This is a genomic window from Nocardia testacea NBRC 100365 (assembly GCF_000308775.1).
GTDB lineage: Bacteria > Actinomycetota > Actinomycetes > Mycobacteriales > Mycobacteriaceae > Nocardia > Nocardia testacea.
In genome coordinates this window covers 1-19,377 of sequence record NZ_BAGJ01000027.1, presented here as the reverse complement: position 1 = coordinate 19,377, position 19,377 = coordinate 1, and the positions used below count along the sequence as shown (strand labels likewise).

Here is a 19,377-nt window from a genome sequence, read left to right as displayed (position 1 = left end):
TCCTTCCGCGAAGGTCGCGTGGTCGAAAGGGGAGGTGGGCGCGCGGCATCGCCCCGGGCGGGCTCGCCGGGGTGGCCGTGGCGCCGAGGGATCAGTTGAGGCGGGTGTTGTCGTCCGGGCTGCCGTACCAGTCGACGTGGTCGTCGGCAATGCGCACGACGACGGTTTTGATCCAGGAGAAGTCGTCGAAGGATTCGGTTCCGGCGTCCTTGCCGATACCGGATTCCTTGACCCCGCCCCAGGGCAGCGACGGTTCGAGCCGGTGATGGTCGTTGAGCCACACCATGCCGGCGACGATCCGGTCCGCGACGCAGTGTCCGCGGGCGATATCGCGGGTCCACACGCCCGCGCCGAGTCCGTAGCGGTTGTCGTTGGCCATCGCGACGGCTTCCCCTTCGCTGTCGAACGGGATGACGACCGCGACGGGACCGAAGATCTCCTCCTGGGACACCGTCATGTCATTTGTGGCGTCGGCGAGCACGGTGGGTTCGAGGAAGAACCCACCGTGCAGCGGCGCCGGCAGGTCGGGGACGCCGCCGCCCGCGACGAGGCGAGCGCCTTCCCGGACACCGATATCGATGAGTTCGCGGACGCGGTCGCGCTGGCGTGCGCTGATGAGCGGACCCAACTGGGTGTCGGCTGCGGCGGGATCGCCGATCCGGATGGCGCGGGCCCGCCCGGCGAGCGCGGTGACGAACTCGTCGTAGACCGCGCGCTGCACGAGGAACCGGGAGCCGGCGACGCAGGATTGGCCCGCGGCGACGAACGCCGCGAATGCCGCGCCCTCGGCGGCGACGACCGGATCGATATCGTCGAAGACGATGATCGGTGTCTTTCCGCCGAGTTCGGCGGTGACGCGCGCGAAACGGGACGCGGTGGCGACAGCGGCCGAGCGGCCGGCCTCGGTGCCCCCGGTGAGAGTGATCTTCGCGACGTCGGGGTGGTGGGTCAGCCGCTCACCGGCCGCGCGGCCGCCGGTGACGACGGTGACGACTCCGTCGGGAAGTCCGGCGTCCCGCAATATCCGGGCCAGTGCGAGGGTGGTGAGCGGCGTGATCTCGGAGGGCTTGACCACCACGGTGTTGCCGTTCGCGAGGGCGGCCGAGAGGCTGCGCGCGAGAATCAGCATGGGGTGATTGAACGGCGTGATGATGCCGCACACACCGAGCGGGGCGCGGCGCTGATAGGTGAGATACGGTCCGTCACCGGGCAGGACGGCGTCCCGCTGGGCGGTGAGCAGGGCGGCGTTGTACCGGAACCATTCGGGCACTCGGGACAGCTGGGCGCGGGTTTCGGTGACCGGCCGGCCGTTATTGCGGGTCTCGAGCCGGAACAGGTCCTCGGAGGCGGCTTCGATCGCGTCGGCGATACGCAGCAGCAGTGTGGCGCGTTCGCTGCGCCGTAGAGCCGGCCACGGACCGGACTCGAAGGCCGCGCGGGCGACCCGGACGGCCTCGTCGACGGCCTCGGCGCCCTGCTCGGCCACGATATCGATCACCGCACCGGTGGACGGATCCAGGATTTCGCGCGTGGCTGCCGCGGTCCGGTCCGAGGACAGGTCGGTCGTGGTGTCGGTCATGGCGCCGAGCCCTTCGTGTCGCTTGTCGATGGGGAGCACCCGGTTGTGACGACTGTGCTCGGGCCGAGAACTTCGTCACAACGTGGGTGCTCATCGAGTATCGAGTCCGGCGTGAGCCACATCAATGTCTCCGGCTACATAGTTGACCGAAATGTATGTCCGATGAATACACAGTGTGTCAGTCTGGGCCGGTGAGCGAAGGACAGAGCGGCGGCCACTCCGCCGAGTTGGTGACCTGGTTGAACAGCCTGCGCACACTCAGTGCGGCCGCGGTATCGGGCGACGAGCTGCGTGAGGTGCTCGATCTGGTGGCCGCGACGGCCCGCTCACTGCTCGGTTTCGATTTCTGCGGAGTCCTCACCCCGGGCGCCGCCGAGGAGAGTCTGCTCATCACCGGCTGGAGTGGGCTGTCCGACGACTATGTCGCCCGCATCAACGCCGACCGTCCGGTGGGAATGGACAGCGCCGCCCCCTCCACGCGCGCGTTCCGGACCGGGCGGCCGGTGGTGATCCGGGATATCGCGGCCGAACCGCGGTTCGGCCCGTGGGGCGATGTGGCCCGCGACCAGGGGTACCGCGCCATGGTGTCGGTGCCGCTCGTCGCGGCGGGACACGTCCTCGGCACCCTCAACGGGTACTACAAGCCGGTTCACACCTTCACCCACTACGAGACGGAGCGGATGGCGCTGCTCGCGAACCATGCGGCGATCGCCCTCACCTCCGCGCGCCGGCTCGCGGAATTGAGCCGGCTCAACGCGTCCCTGCGCGCTCAGCGTGACGTTCTGACCCGCTCGGAACAGATTCACGAGCGGTTGCTCGACGTGACACTGCGATCCGGAGGACTGCCGGGTATCACCGAGGTCCTCGGTGAGCTGATCGCGCGGCCGGTGCTCGTCGAGGACGCCGGCGGCGCCGTGCTCGCGACGACGGGAGATACGGCGGGACTGCCCGATCCGCGCTACCGTGGCGATGCCGACATCCCGGCGGCCGTCTCGGCGAAACCCGTTGCGATATCCACGGAATCGGGGCCGTACTGGGTGTCGGTGGTGCGGCTCGACGGGGAGGTGGTGGCCCGGATCTGGTATCCGGGCGACCGGGGACCCCTCGACGCGCTGGGCGAGCGCGCGGTGGAGCATGCGGCGCTGGTCGTCTCGCTCGAGCTCTTCCGCCTCCGCACCGGAACAGAGGTCGAGCACCGGCTCCGCGGTGAGCTGCTCGCGGAACTGCTCACCGGCGGCGAGGTTGCGGAAGAGGCGATGCGCAGGGCGCAGCGGCTCGGCCACGACCTGTCCCGCCCGCATTGCGCGATTGTGGGATCGCTGGCGGCCGACGGCGCGGAAGCCGATCTCCGCACGTATTCGCGCGCTCTCACCGCGGTGACCCAACTGGTCCGCGGCTACCGCCCGCGACCGCTGGCAGCCATGCACCGCGGGCATATCGTGGTGTTGTGGCCGCACGGCGCCGAGACCGAAACCGGTGCCGTCGAGGTGGTGGGCCGGCCGGTCGCCGAACGTGTCCGGATGGCGCTGGCGACGGGCTCGCGCGCGGTCAGCGCGAGTGTCGCCCTCGCCGACAGCGGCGGTACGGTGGCGCAGTCCTATCGTGTCGCCCGAGGCGCACTCGAAGTCGCCGCCCGGTCGGGAAACCGGGGCGTGGTGGTGGAACTGGGCGATCTCGGCCTGGCCGGTCTGCTGCTACAGCTCGACGACCCGGTCCAGCTGGCGGCCTATTCCGATCGTGTTCTGGCTCCACTGACCGGCTACGACCGCAAACACCGGACCCACCTCGTCGAGACCCTGGAGGCGTATCTCCGGTGCAAGCTGAGCCGACCCGAAACGGCGGCGGCACTGCACGTCCACGTGAACACCGTGAAGCAGCGTATCCACCGCATCGAGGAGCTCACCGGCTCCGACTTCACCGATCTCGATACGGTCGTGCAGTTCGGTACCGCACTCACCCTCCGCGATGTCGCGCACGCCGGCCGTGAATCCGCACCGGTGGCGGTCGGCGCAGCCGGCAGATGATTCGCTGTCATCCGCATGGGTCCTCGCGGATGATCGGCTGGGGACCGCGTGGATCACCGTGTGCACATGCGCTGCCGCCATCGGATCGGAGCGCCTGCGTCACGTCCGCGGGATCGGCATGCCCAGCAGCGGTAGCCGCGGACATACTCGGGCGTCCCGGTGTCCGCTACCCGGCGGTCCGTGGCCTCCCGGACCGGGCGTGCGACATCCGGGGGAAGTCCGGGCTCGTCCCGGATGCGCGGAACGCGTCGATGACCAGGGCGGCGAACCGGCGCGCCGAGGCCTCCCGGCGGGCCGGTGGCACCGCGGCCAGTCCGCGGCCGGTCTGCAGGACGAGCACGAGGTCGTCGATGGCGAAGTCGCGCCGCAGCCCACCGGCCTTCTTGGCGCGGGTGGCCAGGCCCGCGAGCTGCGAGAGCAGTGCCGCGCGGTGGGCGGTGAAGGACTCGGCCTCCGGGTTCGCGGACATGAACGCGTCCACGAAGCCCTGGTTCCGGCCGTTGAGTACGGTGATCCGCTCGATCACCGAACTGAATCCGCGCCAGGGGTCGGGATCGGCGCAGCCGTCTTCCACGATCTGCCGGCACGACCGCATCTCGTCCGCGAAGGCCGCGTCGATCAGGGCCTGCTTCGTCGGGAACCGCCGGTACAGCGTGGCGGGCCCCACCTCGGCCCGGCGCGCGACCTCGCGCATGGTGATGTCTATTCCTTTGTCGGCGAACAGTGTGCGGGCGACCTCGAGGATCCGGTCGCGGTTGTCCTGCGCGTCGGCGCGGAGCATATGAGGCAATCGATCCGGCATGCTTCTCACTTCGCGGAAATGGACGGGGGCGTCCGTTACTTTCGGTCACGGTACCTCCGACGACGAGAGCAGGACACGACGGTGCGAGCAGTGGCGATCCAGCGATTCGGCGATCCGAGCGGCATGACGGTGATAGAAGTGCCGGCGCCGGCGCCGGGTCCCGGGCAGGTGGTCATCGAGACCGAGGCGATCGGAGTCGGGGGTGTCGACGCTGTGATCCGGCGGGGGACACTCGGCGGATACGGGTTCACCGCGGGACTGATACCCGGCAGCGAGGTCGCGGGCACGGTGCGCGCGGTCGGTGCGGGGGTCGACGAATCGTGGACCGGCCGGCGCGTGTGGGCGTTCACCGGTATGGGCGGTGGTTATGTCGAACAGGCGGTCGCGCGGGTCGGCGATGTCGTCGAACTTCCGGCCGGCCTGTCACCGGTCGAGGCGGTGACGCTCGGCAGTGCGGTGCCCGTCGCGCATTTCGGTTTGGCCCATGCGCGATTCGCGGCCGGTGAGTCCGTGCTGGTGCGCGGGGCGGCAGGCAGTATCGGCATCGCGGCGGTGGAGCTCGCGGTCCGCGGCGGTGCGAGCGCGGTCGCGGTCACGACCTCCTCTGCGGACCGCGGCAGCAGGCTCCGCGACCTCGGTGCGACTCATGTCCTGGACCGGTCCGGAGGAGGCGATCCGACTGCCCCACCGTCCTTCGACGTGATCTTCGATATCGCCGGTGGGGCGGAGCTACCGGCGTTCCTCGACCGGCTCACGCCGAACGGGCGTTTCGTCCTGGTCGGCGTGGTGGCCGGGCTGCCGCCGGCAGACTTCGGCATGCGACTTCTGGGCACGTTCCAGCAGTCCCGCTCGTTCGCCACGTTCAGCCTCGATACCGTCCCGGTACCCACGCGGGACGCGGTCCGGGCAGCGCAGTTCGCGGCCGCCGCCCGGGGCGAACTGCATGCCGTCGTGCACGAGGTCCTGCCCCTCGGACGGGCTGCCGACGCGCACAGAGGGATGGACGAGGGCGCAGTCTTCGGCCGGATCGTGCTCACTCCCTGACCGGCGCTCCGGATATCGGTCCGCTCGGCGACCCGCCCGCGACGACCCCGAATCCGCGCGGCAGCGCCGCCGAACGTGCCGGTCACGGATATCGGTGTCGGTGGGGCTGGGTAGCGTCTGGTGTCGTGGAAACTGGGGAACGCATCCGAGAGCTCGCGGACCGTGTGGTGGCGTTGCGGGACGCCTATTACCGTGGTTCGCCACTGGTCGCCGACGCGGAGTACGACGCGATCGAGGACGAACTACGGGGCCTGATCGAGGCGCATCCCGATCTCGCACCCGACCCGAACCCCCTGGAGCAGGTCGGTGCGCCCGCCGTACTGCACGCCCCGATCCGGCATTCACGTCCGATGTTGTCGCTGGAGAAGGCGACCACCTCTGATCAGGTCGCGGCGTTCTTCGACCGGTTTCCCGGCCAGGCGGTGGTGGTGATGCCGAAGCTCGACGGTTTGTCGCTGGCCCTGATTTTCGAGGACGGGCGGTTGGTGCGCGCGGTGACCCGCGGTGACGGCACCACCGGTGACGATGTGACGATGCTGGTCCGTGCGCTGGTGGACGGTGTCCCCGATCGGATCGACGTGCCGGGGCGGGTGGAGGTGCGGGGTGAGGCGGTGATGCTGCGGTCGACCTTCCTCGATTACAACGCCGCACACCCGGACAAGCCGCTGATCAATCCGCGTAATGCCGCGGCGGGCACGCTGCGGGCGAAGGACCCGGCCACGGTCGCGCAGCGGCGGCTGCGGTTCTTCGGCTTCGATCTCGACACCTCCGCCGGCGGGGCCGCGGCCGATCTGGCGGAGGGGCTGCGGGCGCTGGGGATCGCGGGGGCGCAGATGCGGTTGTGCGCCGACGCCCAGCAGGCCCAGGCGGCGATCACCGTGATCGAGCAGGGGCGCAACGACCTGGACTACGACATCGACGGCGCGGTGCTGCGGCTGGCCGACCGCGACGCCTACGCCGCGGCCGGGACCCGGTCCAACAGCCCGCGTGGGGCGCTCGCCTTCAAGTTCGCCGCCGAGGAGAAGACCACCGTGCTCAACGAGGTGGTCTGGGATGTCGGCAAGACCGGCAAGATCGTCCCGGTCGCCTGGCTGGAGCCGGTGTTCGTGGGCGGGACCACGGTCACGAAAGCGACGCTGGCCAACCAGCAGGTGATCCGCGCCCGCGACATCTTGGTCGGGGATACCGTATTGGTCCGCCGCGCGGGTGATGTGATCCCGTTCGTGGCCGGCGTACTCGACGCCTCGAAGCGGACCGGCGACGAGCGTGAGATCGTGCCGCCCACCGACTGCCCGTCCTGCGCGCAGCCGGTGACCGAGCAGGGCAACAGCCGGGAGCTGTTCTGCACCAATGTCTCCTGCCCCGCGCAGACGGTGCGCAGGCTCATCCACTGGGCATCGCGGCCGGCGGCCGATATCGAGGCATTCGGTCAGGTGTGGATCGAACGCCTGGCCGAGGCGGGCATCCTGGAGCGTCCCTCGGATTTCTACACGCTGACCGCCGAGCGCCTGCTCGAGTTCGACCGTATCGGCGAGACCTCGGCCGCGCGCATGATCGAATCGGTCGATGCCTCCCGCCGGGTGGGTCTGCGCCGCGCGCTGATCGGCCTGGCGATCCCGATGGCCTCCGAGGGCACCGCCGCCCGCCTGGCCCGAGCGGGGTTCCGGTCCCTGGAAGAGGTCGCCGAGGCGGGTGTGGAACGACTCGTGGCGGTGGAGGACATCGGCCCGAAGGTCGCGGCTTCCCTGGTCGAGCATCTCACCCGGCTGCGCCCGGAACTGCAACGGTTGCGCGACGCGGGCGTGAGCCTGGACGTGCTCGACGAGGACCTACCGCCGGTCGTCGCGGCCGGTGCGCCCCTGGACGGCAAGACGGTGGTGATCACCGGCGCGATCAGTGACCCGCGCTCCGGGGAGAAGGTGGCCCGCCCGACATTCCAACGCCTGTGCGAGAGGGCGGGTGCCGCGGTGGCGTCCTCGGTCTCGGCCAACACCGATCTGCTCGTCACCGGTGCGGGAGTGGGTGAGAGCAAGCTGTCCAAGGCCGCGAAACTGGGCGTGGAAGTCGTCGATCAGGAGAAGATCTGGAATCTGCTGATCGCCGCCAATGTCGTCTAGCGAGTGTTCCGCGCCTGAAATCCGTTGAATATCGGGCGAGGGAGTCGCAGATCTCCTCTGCGGTTTTCTTCCAGACGAACGGCCGGGGATTTTCGTTCCAGTGCTGGATCCAGGTGGTGACGTCTTTCTCCAGCGCCGCGACGCTTTTGTGGACACCGCGGCGGGTGAGCTGGTCGGTGAGGTATCCGAACCAGCGTTCGACCTGGTTGAGCCAGGACGACCCGGTCGGGGTGAAGTGGACGTGGAGGCGGGGGTACCAGGCGAGCCACTCGTTGACGATCGGTGTCTTGTGGGTGGCTAGGTTGTCGCACACCGGATGGACCTCCAGTGCGGCGGGCATGGTCTTATCGATCGTGACCAGGAACTTGCGCGGCCGCTGTCGGCCCGTAGAGCTCCGCGAAACCGGAGCTGCTCGACCCGGCTGGAGTTTCCGGCCTGAATCAGGTGCAAATGGGCTTTCCTGGGGAGCCCCGCCGAGTCCGGATCGACAAGCAGAACGCCTAACGCCGCTGCGTGAAGAACCAGAATTACGCCGGCTACGCCAAGGCTTCCGGTATCTTCCCGCCCGGCTCTCGCCCCGCACCGCGGAACTGAGCGACGGTCAGGATCAGTAAGTGCAAGAAGAAGTGCGCCGACCGGGTCGGACCCAGGCCACCTGAAACCTGAATCCAGCAGAGCACCTGGCCCGCATTCCGACGGCCCGCCACCCTCGGTGGTGGGCCGTCCGCCGTCATCCCGGGCAGGGGTTGAGGTGGTCACTCTCGTCGGTGACCGGGTCGATCGGGTACGCGCGGTACGCCTCGATGCCGTCCGCCGCCAGAACGGCGTCGATGCACGCTTCCGAACCGCCCACGTACGTACAGGTGAGGTCTATGTCCGTCGCAACGCACCAGGCCCGGTCGTCGGGCCACCACAAATTGGGCGACCGCCAGAACGGGTCACGGTCCAACGGCTGCTCCACAGCGGCGGGTTGCCACGGCTCCGGGCCTACAGCGACGGCCACCGACGGGTCGTCGGTGCCCCACGGCCCGGGCTGCAGCGACGACCGATAAACGGTGTCCAAAAAGCCGGCCAGCAGCAGCATCTCCCGGTCCGGAATCTCGAACCGCGCCGTGTCGCCCGGCCCGACAACCGAGTCACCCCATCCCTCCCACAAGCCGAACCAGCAATTGCCGGGTGTACTGGTGTGCTTGCGCAGAACCCCCGCGAGCTGCCGCAACAGCGCCTCGGGAACGTTCCCTTCGTACGGCGCCTCGTCCCACACCCCCGGCTGCTCACGCACCTGCCGCGCTCCGACGATGTGGTCCCACTGCATCAGCGGGTACGCGGCCCGCCCGTTGGCAGCGGCCACTTCGCGCCAGGCAACGGCTACATCGTCGCGGTACGCCGGGTGCAGTATCCGTGCGTACGCCGCGAAACCGTCCGGCACCACACCGATTACCGTCCCATCGAACTTCGTGAGCCGCTCTTCCAGCCACCCCGTCGCGGCTCCGTCGTCCACCCTCGTGTAATCCATCACTCCATGATGCGCGCCAGCCTAAGCGTCTGGGGGCCGACCGGGACCGTTTCAACGGGACCCGGTGGCGTGCTGCTGGGCACGGTCGACGGTGGAATCGACAACGACCCACTCCCGGTCGCTCTCGGCGTCAGCCTGCGCCGTCAGAGCGGTGAAGACCCGTCCCCAGGTACCGTCGGCCACCCACTTCGGCGCCGCCATCGGCGCCTCCATGGCGTAGGGGAGCGGCACTTCGGCCATGGCTACGCGGCGTACCGAGGGGGCTTGACCAGCGGTTATGTCGGCCAGAAGTGCTGACGAGGGAGTCCGTGCTTCTCTTGCAGTATCTGCTAAAACCGTTGCTTCGGCTCGAAACTATCGAGACCCCAAATGCTCGGCGAACGTCTCGGTCATCGGACCGAGCTCGGCAAAGTACTTTTCATCCGACACCCCCGCACGCCGTTCGAAGGCAGCGAGAATCATGGGATAGCGCTGTCCGTCGGTCTTGGACAGTACGTCGCCACGCTGTAACACCAGCTGCACCGCGGGGGTCGATGCGGCTTTCGCGGCGGGCAACAATTTGTCCACCATCTCGTTCGCGTGGGATCCATCCGAACACACGAAACGCATCAGCCGGCGCTTGCTGTCGGAATCTGGGTGGTGATGGCCTGCGCAGGCGCTGACGGTCGGCCCTACCTCACGGTTCACCCTCTCTATGAGATCGCGCATATCCTCGTCGATACCGTCGGTCCACGCCCCGGGTGGACCACCGTCCACGCTCACCTGGTCTCCGGGCACGATTTCGGCCGTCCCGATCCAACTACTGCCCTCGGCCGAATCGATACCGCCGTCCTCGGCGACATGGACGTGATGCAACTGTGGTTCCGGATTACCGGATCGCCATTGATTCCAGCGCCGCATGAACCCGGGCGCGTCGTCCATTCTGTGGTGGGCAGAGCGGTAGGAATCGAGCTGCCGCCACGCGCCGCTGCTCCCGCCGATGCTGGTGTCGCTGTCGCCGTAGCGCAGGATCTGGCCGCCGGCGCCATCCACTTCGGGTAGCCAGCGGGTTGATTCACTGGAGTTGCCGGCAATCTTGTGCACTTGACCGCTGGCACACCGACTGAAATCGGTGAAAGCGCCATCGACGCGGCGGGCGGATTCGAGTACCGCCTTTTTGATGCTGTAGCTCATCCACATCGATGAAACCCACCAACCAAACCAGAGAGCACTCGTTCTGCATCGTTTCGCTCCTTCGCGCAGACCCCTGAACAACCACACAAGGACTCATCAGAAGATGATGGCCGTTTTGTATCGATGCCAAATCCAAAACCGGCGAGCAGAAGGTCCTGGAAGGCCCGCGGCACGGGTATGTCCCTGACGGCACCGGTTTTCAGTGTGGCCGGGTGGTGCTGGGTGTGCCCTGTTCGGTGGGCCGGGCGGCGGGGGTCGGCCGGCACGGGGGCGTAGTGGGCACGGACAAGGTGGTTAGTGGCCGGGATGACGTGGCGGCCGTAGGCGCCGACCAGGTTACCGCGCTCCATGCGCACGTAGTAGTCGACCGAGACTCCGACAGGTTGCACCGGCTCCATACTCGCCGTCAACTCCCACCCGGCACGACCATGCCGGATTCGTAGGCGAAGACTACGAGTTGGGCGCGGTCGCGGGCATCCAGTTTGGTCAGCAAGTGGCCGACATGGGTTTTGACCGTGGCAACACTGATGTACAGCGCGGCTGCTATTTCGACATTGGACCGTCCTGCGGCGATATGTGCGAGGACTTCGCGCTCGCGGTCGGTGAGCGTCGCCAGGACGTTCGACTGTGGTGCCGGGGCCGCGGGTTGACGAGCGAACACGCTGATGAGGCGGCGAGTAATGCTCGGTGTCAGCAGGGCGTCGCCACTGGCGATGACTCGGACCGCGTGCAGTAGCTGCTCGGGTGGGGAGTCCTTGAGGATGAAGCCGCCGGCACCGCTGCGTAGCGCCCGGAAGACGTGTTCATCCTGGTCGAAGGTGGTCACAATCAATACATGCGGGACGTCGGTGCTGTCGGCCGCGATATGCCGCGTCGCCTCGAGGCCATCCATGATCGGCATCCGGATATCCATCAGGACGACATCGGGCCGGAATTCGCGGGTGAGCCGGACGGCCTCGCCGCCATTGCCGGCCTCGCCGACCACGGTGAGATCCGGCGCGGAATCGACGAGAACACGAAACCCGGCTCGCACGAGCGCCTCATCATCGGCGATGAGTACCCGTATCGGGCCAGCACGTTTTCCGGCCCGGTGGGTGGGGTCAGACATGATGCTCCCGATCGATCGGAAAACTTGCGGTGACGCCGAATCCGCCTTCGGGTCGTGGTCCGGCGTCGAGCCGACCGCCGAACAACGACACCCGTTCCCGCATCCCGGCCAGACCGAGACCGGAGCCGCTGTCGGCGATGCCGGTGGACCGCCCGGCAGTGCCGGGCGCCGGTCCGTCGTCGGTTATGGATGCGGTCAACTCGTGCGGAGCATGACGAATCTCGACCCGCGCACGGTTGGTGTGCGCGTGTTTGACCACATTGGTGAGTGCCTCCTGGACGATGCGGTACACGGTGGTCTGCAACAGTGCCGGGTAGCCGAATGCCGCACCGACGACGTGATTCTCCACGACGAGACCGTTATGACGCAGCCCGTCGACAAGGTCGTCGATCTCCGCGAGACCGGGCTCGCTCGGCTCGTCCGGTTGCCTGGGCTCCCGGATCTGTGCCAGCACCGCCCGTAATTCGTTCAGCGCCGACCGGCTGGCCGTCTCGATAGTGCTCAACGCCCGGCGTGCCTCGCCCGGCTGCTCATCGACCAGCAGACGAGCCACTCCTGACCGGACCGCGACCATACTCAGAGTGTGCGAGAGGAGGTCGTGCACGTCTCGCGACACTCGCAATCGTTCCTCGGCCCGGATCCGGCGTTCCTCCTCCACCGCTCGTCGGCGTTGCTGCTCGGCGAGACTGCGCCGGTACTCGCGCCGCGTTCGGGTCATATCGCCGGCCAGCCAGGCGGCGGCCGCAATCGGCAGCTGTACGAAGTTCTGATCCTGATCGATGTACAGGTCCACACCGATCCGCGCGGCGAAACACAAAGCGATGAGCGCAATACCGGTACCGAGCAGCGATTCGCGACGTGGTCGCCGGTCGGCGAGTGTAAAGACGGCGACGGCGACGACCGGCCCCGCATTGCTCACCCACGGGGTGAAGCGGATCCCGGCTACCGCAGCGAGGCACAGTACAGCCGATACAACGACGAGGACAGCCAGCGGCAGGCGCCGCCGTACGATCAGCGGCGCGACGGCGGCACCACCAAACGCGGCGATCGCCGGCGTCGACCCGATCCCGCTGATCCAGTCCATGAGCACGGGCCCGGTTATCACCGCGAAGCAGGCAATGGCGATCGCGATATCGATCCGATCCGGCCCGGTGGAGTCTTCCCCGCGCCGGACCGGAGCGAGCCGCTGATGCCACGGTGGCCGCGCGGCCCGGCCCGGCAGCGATGAAGTGGTCGACATGGCGCTGACGGTAATCGGCCGGCGAGTACCGTGCATCGCCCCGGAGCCGGGGTCACGCATCATCCGCAAGTTGGACAGACCCCACGGCCTCCACCCGTGGTTGCCCGACTTCTCGCGTCCAGAGGATGACGACACGGCAACGGTGAGAAACGAAGGTAGGGGCATGAACAACCAAGGCTCCCAACATCTCCGGTCCGGGTCTCGGCACGGCCGCGCGGCGAGCATCGGATCGCAGCTGTCAGGCCCGCTGGTCGCCATCGCCGCCGCGTCGTTCGCGGTAGGCATCGTGTCCGGCGGGGTCTCCTATCTCCAGCGATCCCGCCACCTCGAGGCGCATGTCGACGGCACGGCCGCATGGTGGCCACACCTCGCGCTGTTCGTGCCTGCCATCATTGCCGCCGGTGTTGTACTGCGCCGACGCCGCCGCGCACATCCGGATGGTCTCCTACTGCTCGCCCCGATGGGCGCCACCGCCGCGAAACGAGTTGCGCACACTCTGTCCTCGGTCTTCCGCCACCCGACAGCGCTGCTACGGCTGCTGATCGGCATAGTGCCCATGACGATCCTCGTGTACAGCCCGTGGCGTATCGGGCAGCAGATACTCGCCGGCCTCGACCCCAATTTCACCGTCAACGCCTGGGGCGGCCCGAGTTACCTGGGCGCAATGGCGTGCCACTACTTTGACGGCGCCCTGCTGATGGCGACGGCAGCCGGCCTGCTGGACCTCCTGCTTTTGCCGCTCGGCACGACCGGGAGAACGTCTCGCCGCCCAGCGCACGCGGACACCTCGACGAGTGCGTAATCGACAAATGCCCCCGGTCAGCAGGGCGCCCTTTTCGCGGCGCGACCCGGCCACCCGGCGGTGAGCGCCACCGCAGGCGGATGGCCCGGCCGGCTCCGGGGGTGATCCGGGCGCGGCGGGTGCGCAGGACTTCCCGGATCTCGGCACGCGGCTCCATCGAGGTCATGCCTCTACGAACCACCTCCACCAGCGGCATCACCGACGACAAGCAGCAGCTCAAACCGACACCCGGATTACCGACGCAACCCATCTGGACGGCTAACCCCACGCTCCCACGGGGTGGGGTGCGGTTGACCGGTCAGGCAAGTGGTACGTGCGGTGAGGAGGTGTTCACGTCTGCTGTGTATTCAAACCAGTTTTCGTGTGCTGGCACGCGACATTTACTCTGCCCTGGGGAAAAGTTCAGCAGATGACCCGCGCCCTCGATGCTCCCGGCGACCACGATCACGAGTCGCTCACTGTGACGGTAGGACCGGCTCTACCGGTCAGCGCGGGCGTGGTCACCGCGCTCATCGGGTTCACGAGTTCGTTCGCGGTAGTGCTCGCCGGTCTCACTGCGGTCGGGGCCGAGCCGGCGCAAGCCGCATCGGGCCTGCGTGTCCTGTGCATCGCTCAAGCACTCGGCATACTGCTGCTCAGCTTCCGGTATCGCATCCCCATCACACTCGCGTGGTCCACGCCGGGCGCGGCGCTGCTCGCGAGCGCAGGGACAGTAGCCGGCGGGTGGTCTGCCGCGGTCGGTGCGTTCCTTCTGGTCGGTGTACTCATAGTGTGCACGGGCCTGTGGCGTCGGCTCGGCGATCTCGTGGCCGCGATTCCTGTGGAGATCGCGCAGGCGATGCTGGCGGGGGTGTTGCTGCCGATCTGCTTGGCTCCGGTGCGGGCAGTCCAGACCAGCCCGGTCCTGGTCGTACCGGTGATCCTGGTCTGGCTGATTCTGCAGCGCTTTGCCCCTCGCTGGTCGGTTCTCGCGGCCTTCGGTACCGCAGTGCTCGAGGCTGCGATCGGCATCGCTGCGCACCATGGTCGTCTGGATGTCAGCGGGATCATTCCGAGCGTGGCGGTATCTGTGCCGGAGTGGAATTGGCAGGCGATCGTGGGAATTGCGGTTCCGCTCTATGTTGTCACCATGGCGTCGCAAAATATTCCAGGCGTCGCTGTCATGAAGTCGTACGGCTACACCGTCCCGTGGCGTGCGTCCATGACGATTACCGGCCTCGGCACCCTCATCGGGGCCCCTGCGGGCGGACACGCGATCAACCTCGCCGCGATCAGCGCGGCCCTTGCGGCCGCTCCCACAGCGCACCCCGACCCTCGGCGGCGATGGATCGCGGCGTTCGCCGCAGGCGTGACCTACCTTTTTCTCGCGCTGATTTCGGGTGTGCTCATCGCCCTGGTTGCCACTACCCCGAAGGGCGTGTTCGCGACTGTTGCCGGATTGGCGTTGCTGGCTACGCTGGGTACAGCGCTCTCCGGCGCCCTCGCTTCCGGCGAAAATCGCGAGGCAAGCATCGTAACGATTCTCATCGCAGCATCGGGGATGAGCTTCGGCGGGATTGGCGCGGCGCTCTGGGCTCTGCTGGCGGGCCTGGCCGTGCGAGCAGTGCTGAACCGCTCGTCGCCGTGGTCGTGGGCAACGGTGTCGTTTGGATTCCGTCCCTGCCGGGCGCCCCGGCCGAGCAGCGCTGAATCGGCCACATCGGCCGCCATGGAAGTCGATATGGTCGATCACGTGCCACCGAAGCCTGGCCCGTGATACATACGACCCGACCGTGACTTAGACCACAGGGCGGAGCAGTCTGCGACGCACCGGGGCGCATCGATGTACGACCCGGTGTCCTTCTTTTGTCGGATGTGGGTAGAAGTTCGGCTGCTCGACGATGGGAGTCCTACCGGTCCGAAAGGGAATGGATGACTTTCACACTTGTCGCGGCGTTGATCGGACTCGCGCTCATCGACAGCACCAGTTTCGGCACGCTGCTGATCCCCATCTGGTTGTTGCTGACTCCGGGGCGGTTGCGGGCAGGCCGGATCGCGGCCTACCTCGGGACCGTCGCGGCGTTCTACTTCGGCATCGGAATTCTGCTGGTCCTCGGCGCGGATGCTGCGCTGACAGCGGTCGGCGCGATCGACCTCCCACCGGTTCCGTTGCGGATCGGGCAACTGATTCTCGGCATCCTCATCATCGCGCTGAGCTATCGGCTCGAGGCCAGGGCCGAACGGCGGTCCGGCAGCCCCGGCAAGATCCACCGCTGGCGGTCCAGAACGATGTCGGGCAGCGGCAACGCACGGAGTCTGATGAAGCTCGCACTCGTGGCCGCCGCCCTGGAAGCCGCCACCATGCTGCCCTACCTCGCCGCCGTCGGCCTGATCGCCAACGCCGATCTCGCCTGGCAGCTGACCGGCTTCGTGCTGGCTGCCTACTGCGTCGTCATGACCTTGCCCGCCATCGCCTTGGCGCTGGCCCGCCTCGCCGCACACCAGCGGGTCGATCCGTTCCTGCAACGAATCAACGACTGGTTCACCCGAAACAGCGCAAAAGCGCTCGGGTGGACGGTCGGCGGGCTCGGCATCGGCATCACTCTCAACGCCGCCACCGTTCTCGCCTTCACCCCGGCCTGAACCGACCACAGACGTTCTGCACGCGTCACAGAGGCACGGCCCGGGACCCGTGCGTGGCATCACGCGGCGTCTGCTCCAGGGTCAACGCCAGCACCTGTTCCACGCGGTCCAGCAGGATCGACGGTGGCCGGCCCGGCCCGAGGCTCATCGGCCGGCCCGGGCAGGATGAACCGTTTTCGCCACTTCGCCACGGTCATCGGCGTGACACCGACTGCTGCCGCCAGATGCGCGTTCGCTGCACCCTCCGGCCGGCTACCCACCGTGCGCGGTGTCCAGCGCCCGGGAGGTGGGCGTCGCGTGACCGGTGTAGTGGGCGACCGGTCCCTCGAAGAGCACCGTCCCGCCGTGTCTGCCCGGGCCGGGGCCGAGGTCGATCAGCCAGTCCGCGTGCCGGATCACCTCGAGGTTGTGCTCGATGACGACCACGGTGTGCCCGGCGTCCACGAGGGCATCCAGTACGCGCAACAGTGTTTCGATATCGGCCGGGTGCAGGCCGGTGGTCGGTTCGTCCAGGAGATACACAGCCGGTTCCGCGGCTTCCCGGAGTTCCCTGGCGATCTTGACCCGTTGGCATTCGCCGCCGGACAGGCCGCTCAGCGGTTCGCCCAGCCGCAGGTATCCGAGCCCGACTTCGGCGAGCCGTTCCAGGGCCCGGGTGATCGCCGGTTCGGGCAGTCGCTCGACGGCCTCGGCGACGGTGAGGGCGTCGATATCGGCGATGGACAGGCCGTCCACCGTGTGCGAGAGCGCCTCCGGGGTGAAACGTCGCCCGTGGCAGCTGTCGCAGACGGTTTCCTGGCCGTCGAGGAACGCGAGATCGGTATGGACGACGCCGAGTCCGCCGCAGTCCGGGCAGCCACCCGCGGAGTTGGCGCTGAACAGCGCGGCGGGTACCTGGTTGTGCCGGGCGAAGAGTTTGCGGACGGCGGGCGCGATACCGGTGTAGGTGAGCGGAGTGGATCGGCGGCCGGCGCTCACCGGTTTCTGATCGAGCGCTATCGTCTCGTGCCGGGCAGCGAATTCGGCGGCCAGGCTGGATTTTCCGGAGCCCGCGACGCCGGTGAGCGCGGTCAGTACCCCGGTCGGGATGTCGACGGTGACGCCGCGCAGGTTGTTGCGGTACACCTCGGCCACGGTGAGTTTGCCGGTCGCCTGCCGGGGATTCCGGCGTGTGGTGCGCTGCCGTGCCAGTGCGCGGGCGGTCGGTGTATCGGCGGTGCGCAGATCCGTGAATGTGCCCTGGAATACCAGCCGGCCTCCCTCGGCACCGGCACCGGGGCCCAGTTCCACGATCTGATCGGCACACGCCATCACGGCCGGATCGTGTTCGACCACCAGCACACTGTTACCGCTGTCGCGGAGCCGGGCGAGCAGCCGGGTCATCGCTGCGACGTCGGTGGGATGCAGGCCGACCGTCGGTTCGTCGACGACATAGGTCATTTCGACCAGGCTCGAACCGAGGTGTCTCACCGTCTTGATGCGTTGTGATTCGCCTCCGGACAGTGTTGTGGTGGCGCGGCCGAGGGTGAGGTAGCCGAGTCCGATGGTGGTCATCGCGTCCAGGCGGGCTCCCAGCGCCTCGACCACCGGCGCGACCCGCGGCACCCGGATGCCGGCGACGAGCCCGGCGAGTTCGCTCACTTCCATCCGGGCCATCTCACCGATCGTGTGACCCAGCACGGTCACGGTGCGCGACTTTTCGTTCAGCCGGTCACCGCCGCACTCGGCGCAGCACTCGGAGCGGGTGAACCGGCGGATCGTGTCCTGTTTGCGCTCGGACAGGTTGTCGGAGGTGTGCAGATGGATCCGTTCGAATCGCTCGACGATTCCCTCGTAGTCCTTGGGCAGGCGGCGGTCCAGCCGGGCCGCGGCGGAGCCGCCGTACAGTAGCGCGTCGCGCTCGGCTCGGCTCCACTCCCGCAGCGGGATGCCGGGGTCGAAGACGCCGATACCCGCGTACTGGTCGTACCAGTAGCCGCCGTGGCCGAATCCGGGCAGCAGGATCGCTCCGTCGGCCAGGCTCCTGTCGAGGTCGAGGAAGCGCTCGGTCGCGCTCACCACCACCTCGCCCAATCCGGAACAGGCCCGGCACATGCCCGCGGGTTCGTTGAAGGAGAAGTGGCCGGACTCCCCGACCCAGGGTTCACCGATCCGGGAATACAGCAGCCGCAGATAGGTCCAGGTATCGGTGATCGTGCCGACTGTGGAGCGGGCGTTGCCGCCGATACGCCGCTGATCGATCACCACCACCGGCGACACTCCGTCGATGCGGTCGACCGGCGGCCGTGCCCATTTCGGCAGCCGGTTGCGCACGAACGGGGGATAGGTCTCGTTGAGCTGATAGCCGGCTTCCGCCGCCACGGTGTCGAAGACCAGGGACGATTTGCCGGAGCCGGACCGGCCGACGAAAACGACCAGCCGGTGGCGGGGGATATCGAGGTCGAGACCGGCCAGATTGTGGGTGCGCGCGCCGCGGATGGTGATGCTGCTCGTATCCATGTATCCGACGTTAGAAACAGATGTGGCCGGTTCCTGACCGCGATCCACGGAAGAATCGGCAGGGTGGCGGATGTGACCGAACGAATGCTTGCGCTGTTGTCGACACTGCAGACCGGAGGCGCCTACTCGGGTGCGGACCTGGCGCGGCGGCTCGATACCAGCCCGCGGACGCTGCGCCGCGATATCGAGCGGCTCCGCGGTTACGGCTATCCGGTGGAGACCCGGCCGGGTCCGGGCGGGTACTACCGGTTGCGGGCCGGGCGCACGATGCCGCCCCTGCTCCTCGACGACGACGAGGCGATCGCCACCCTGCTCGGCCTGGCCGCGCTCGGCGCGACCGGCCCCGCGACCGCCGGTGGGCTCGACGACGCCGCGAACCGCGCCTACGGCAAGATCGACCAGTTCCTGCCCGCCCGGCTCCGGTCGCGCGTGGCGGCGATCCGCGCCGGTCTGGATACCGGCCGCCGGGCCGCGCCCGCGGTGTCGCCCGACCATCTCGCCACCCTGGCCGCCGCGACCGCGGAACGGGAGATCGTCACCTTCACCTACACCGACGGCCGTGGTGCGACGAGCCCCCGACGGGTCCACCCCTACCGCCAGATCCATCAGCACTTGCGCTGGTACCTGCTGGCCTGGGATACCGATCGCGCGGACTGGCGGGTGTTCCGGGTGGATCGGGTCGGTGAGTTGCGGCGAACCGGCGCGCGATACGAACCGCGACCGCTACCGGCCGATTCCGCGGTCGAGTACCTGCAGCGTGGCCTCGACGCCGGCAAACAGCGCGTCGATCTGCGGGTCGCGGCGCCGCCGGAGCGGGTCGCGGACGTGCTGACCTATCAGCACGCGGACAT

Annotated in this window: 17 protein-coding genes; 7 read left to right on the top strand and 10 right to left on the bottom strand. The window is 68.2% G+C overall.

Annotation, left to right across the window (positions count from 1 at the left end):
* Nucleotides 1–91: 91 nt before the first annotated feature.
* A complete protein-coding gene (locus tag ON38_RS03290; protein ID WP_083872184.1) occupies nt 92–1,579 on the bottom strand; it encodes an aldehyde dehydrogenase in 1,488 nt (495 codons plus the stop codon).
* 191 nt (nt 1,580–1,770) lie between these two features.
* Here ON38_RS03290 and ON38_RS03285 point away from each other — a divergent pair, with 191 nt between their 5' ends.
* Entirely contained in the window at nt 1,771–3,603 is a 1,833-nt protein-coding gene (locus tag ON38_RS03285; RefSeq protein WP_245563891.1) for a helix-turn-helix domain-containing protein, read from the top strand.
* 166 nt (nt 3,604–3,769) lie between these two features.
* On the opposite strand, the gene ON38_RS03280 is transcribed toward ON38_RS03285, so the two are convergent.
* Nucleotides 3,770–4,405, bottom strand: coding sequence for a TetR/AcrR family transcriptional regulator (locus ON38_RS03280; RefSeq protein ID WP_039822243.1), 636 nt, complete (start codon nt 4,403–4,405; stop codon nt 3,770–3,772).
* Nucleotides 4,406–4,486: 81 nt separating this feature from the next.
* Between ON38_RS03280 and ON38_RS03275 the strand changes: the two genes are divergently transcribed.
* Nucleotides 4,487–5,449, top strand: a complete 963-nt coding sequence (locus tag ON38_RS03275) for a zinc-binding dehydrogenase (RefSeq protein WP_039822242.1) — start codon at nt 4,487–4,489, stop codon at nt 5,447–5,449.
* Nucleotides 5,450–5,574: 125 nt separating this feature from the next.
* Nucleotides 5,575–7,566, top strand: a complete 1,992-nt coding sequence (gene ligA / locus ON38_RS03270) for an NAD-dependent DNA ligase LigA (RefSeq protein WP_039822240.1) — start codon at nt 5,575–5,577, stop codon at nt 7,564–7,566.
* On the opposite strand, the gene ON38_RS34630 is transcribed toward ligA, so the two are convergent.
* The 6 genes from ON38_RS34630 to ON38_RS03245 form a co-directional block, all read right to left on the bottom strand.
* The gene (locus ON38_RS34630) at nt 7,454–7,906 is read right to left on the bottom strand and encodes a transposase (RefSeq protein ID WP_245563890.1); all 453 of its coding nucleotides are present in this window, start codon (nt 7,904–7,906) and stop codon (nt 7,454–7,456) included. The genes ligA and ON38_RS34630 overlap by 113 nt on opposite strands.
* 390 nt (nt 7,907–8,296) lie before the next feature.
* Nucleotides 8,297–9,067, bottom strand: coding sequence for a hypothetical protein (locus ON38_RS03265; protein ID WP_039822356.1), 771 nt, complete (start codon nt 9,065–9,067; stop codon nt 8,297–8,299).
* A gap of 66 nt (nt 9,068–9,133) precedes the next feature.
* Nucleotides 9,134–9,322 (bottom strand): hypothetical protein, encoded by a 189-nt coding sequence (locus ON38_RS03260; protein ID WP_051164317.1) that lies wholly within the window; start codon nt 9,320–9,322, stop codon nt 9,134–9,136.
* A 114-nt stretch (nt 9,323–9,436) separates the two neighbouring features.
* Entirely contained in the window at nt 9,437–10,255 is an 819-nt protein-coding gene (locus ON38_RS03255) for a hypothetical protein (RefSeq protein WP_039822239.1), read from the bottom strand.
* A 406-nt stretch (nt 10,256–10,661) separates the two neighbouring features.
* A complete protein-coding gene (locus tag ON38_RS03250) occupies nt 10,662–11,363 on the bottom strand; it encodes a response regulator (RefSeq protein ID WP_051164316.1) in 702 nt (233 codons plus the stop codon).
* Nucleotides 11,356–12,603, bottom strand: coding sequence for a sensor histidine kinase (locus ON38_RS03245; protein ID WP_051164315.1), 1,248 nt, complete (start codon nt 12,601–12,603; stop codon nt 11,356–11,358). The genes ON38_RS03250 and ON38_RS03245 overlap by 8 nt, the downstream gene beginning before the upstream one ends.
* Nucleotides 12,604–12,766: 163 nt before the next feature.
* On the opposite strand from ON38_RS03245, the gene ON38_RS03240 reads away from it, so the two are divergent.
* The 3 genes from ON38_RS03240 (at nt 12,767) to ON38_RS03230 (ending at nt 16,027) form a co-directional block, all read left to right on the top strand.
* The gene (locus ON38_RS03240) at nt 12,767–13,405 is read left to right on the top strand and encodes a hypothetical protein (protein ID WP_218000730.1); all 639 of its coding nucleotides are present in this window, start codon (nt 12,767–12,769) and stop codon (nt 13,403–13,405) included.
* A gap of 409 nt (nt 13,406–13,814) precedes the next feature.
* A complete protein-coding gene (locus ON38_RS03235; protein WP_083872178.1) occupies nt 13,815–15,161 on the top strand; it encodes a benzoate/H(+) symporter BenE family transporter in 1,347 nt (448 codons plus the stop codon).
* A gap of 155 nt (nt 15,162–15,316) precedes the next feature.
* A complete protein-coding gene (locus ON38_RS03230) occupies nt 15,317–16,027 on the top strand; it encodes a GAP family protein (RefSeq protein WP_039822237.1) in 711 nt (236 codons plus the stop codon).
* 25 nt (nt 16,028–16,052) lie between these two features.
* Here the strand turns inward: ON38_RS03230 and ON38_RS37860 are convergent, their stop codons facing one another.
* Together ON38_RS37860 and ON38_RS03225 are read right to left on the bottom strand one after the other, a co-directional pair.
* Nucleotides 16,053–16,175, bottom strand: coding sequence for a hypothetical protein (locus ON38_RS37860; RefSeq protein WP_281004592.1), 123 nt, complete (start codon nt 16,173–16,175; stop codon nt 16,053–16,055).
* Nucleotides 16,176–16,279: 104 nt separating this feature from the next.
* A complete protein-coding gene (locus ON38_RS03225) occupies nt 16,280–18,526 on the bottom strand; it encodes an ATP-binding cassette domain-containing protein (protein WP_039822235.1) in 2,247 nt (748 codons plus the stop codon).
* Nucleotides 18,527–18,598: 72 nt separating this feature from the next.
* Here ON38_RS03225 and ON38_RS03220 point away from each other — a divergent pair.
* A partial coding sequence (locus ON38_RS03220) for a helix-turn-helix transcriptional regulator (protein ID WP_245563889.1) occupies nt 18,599–19,377 on the top strand: 779 nt, incomplete at its 3' end.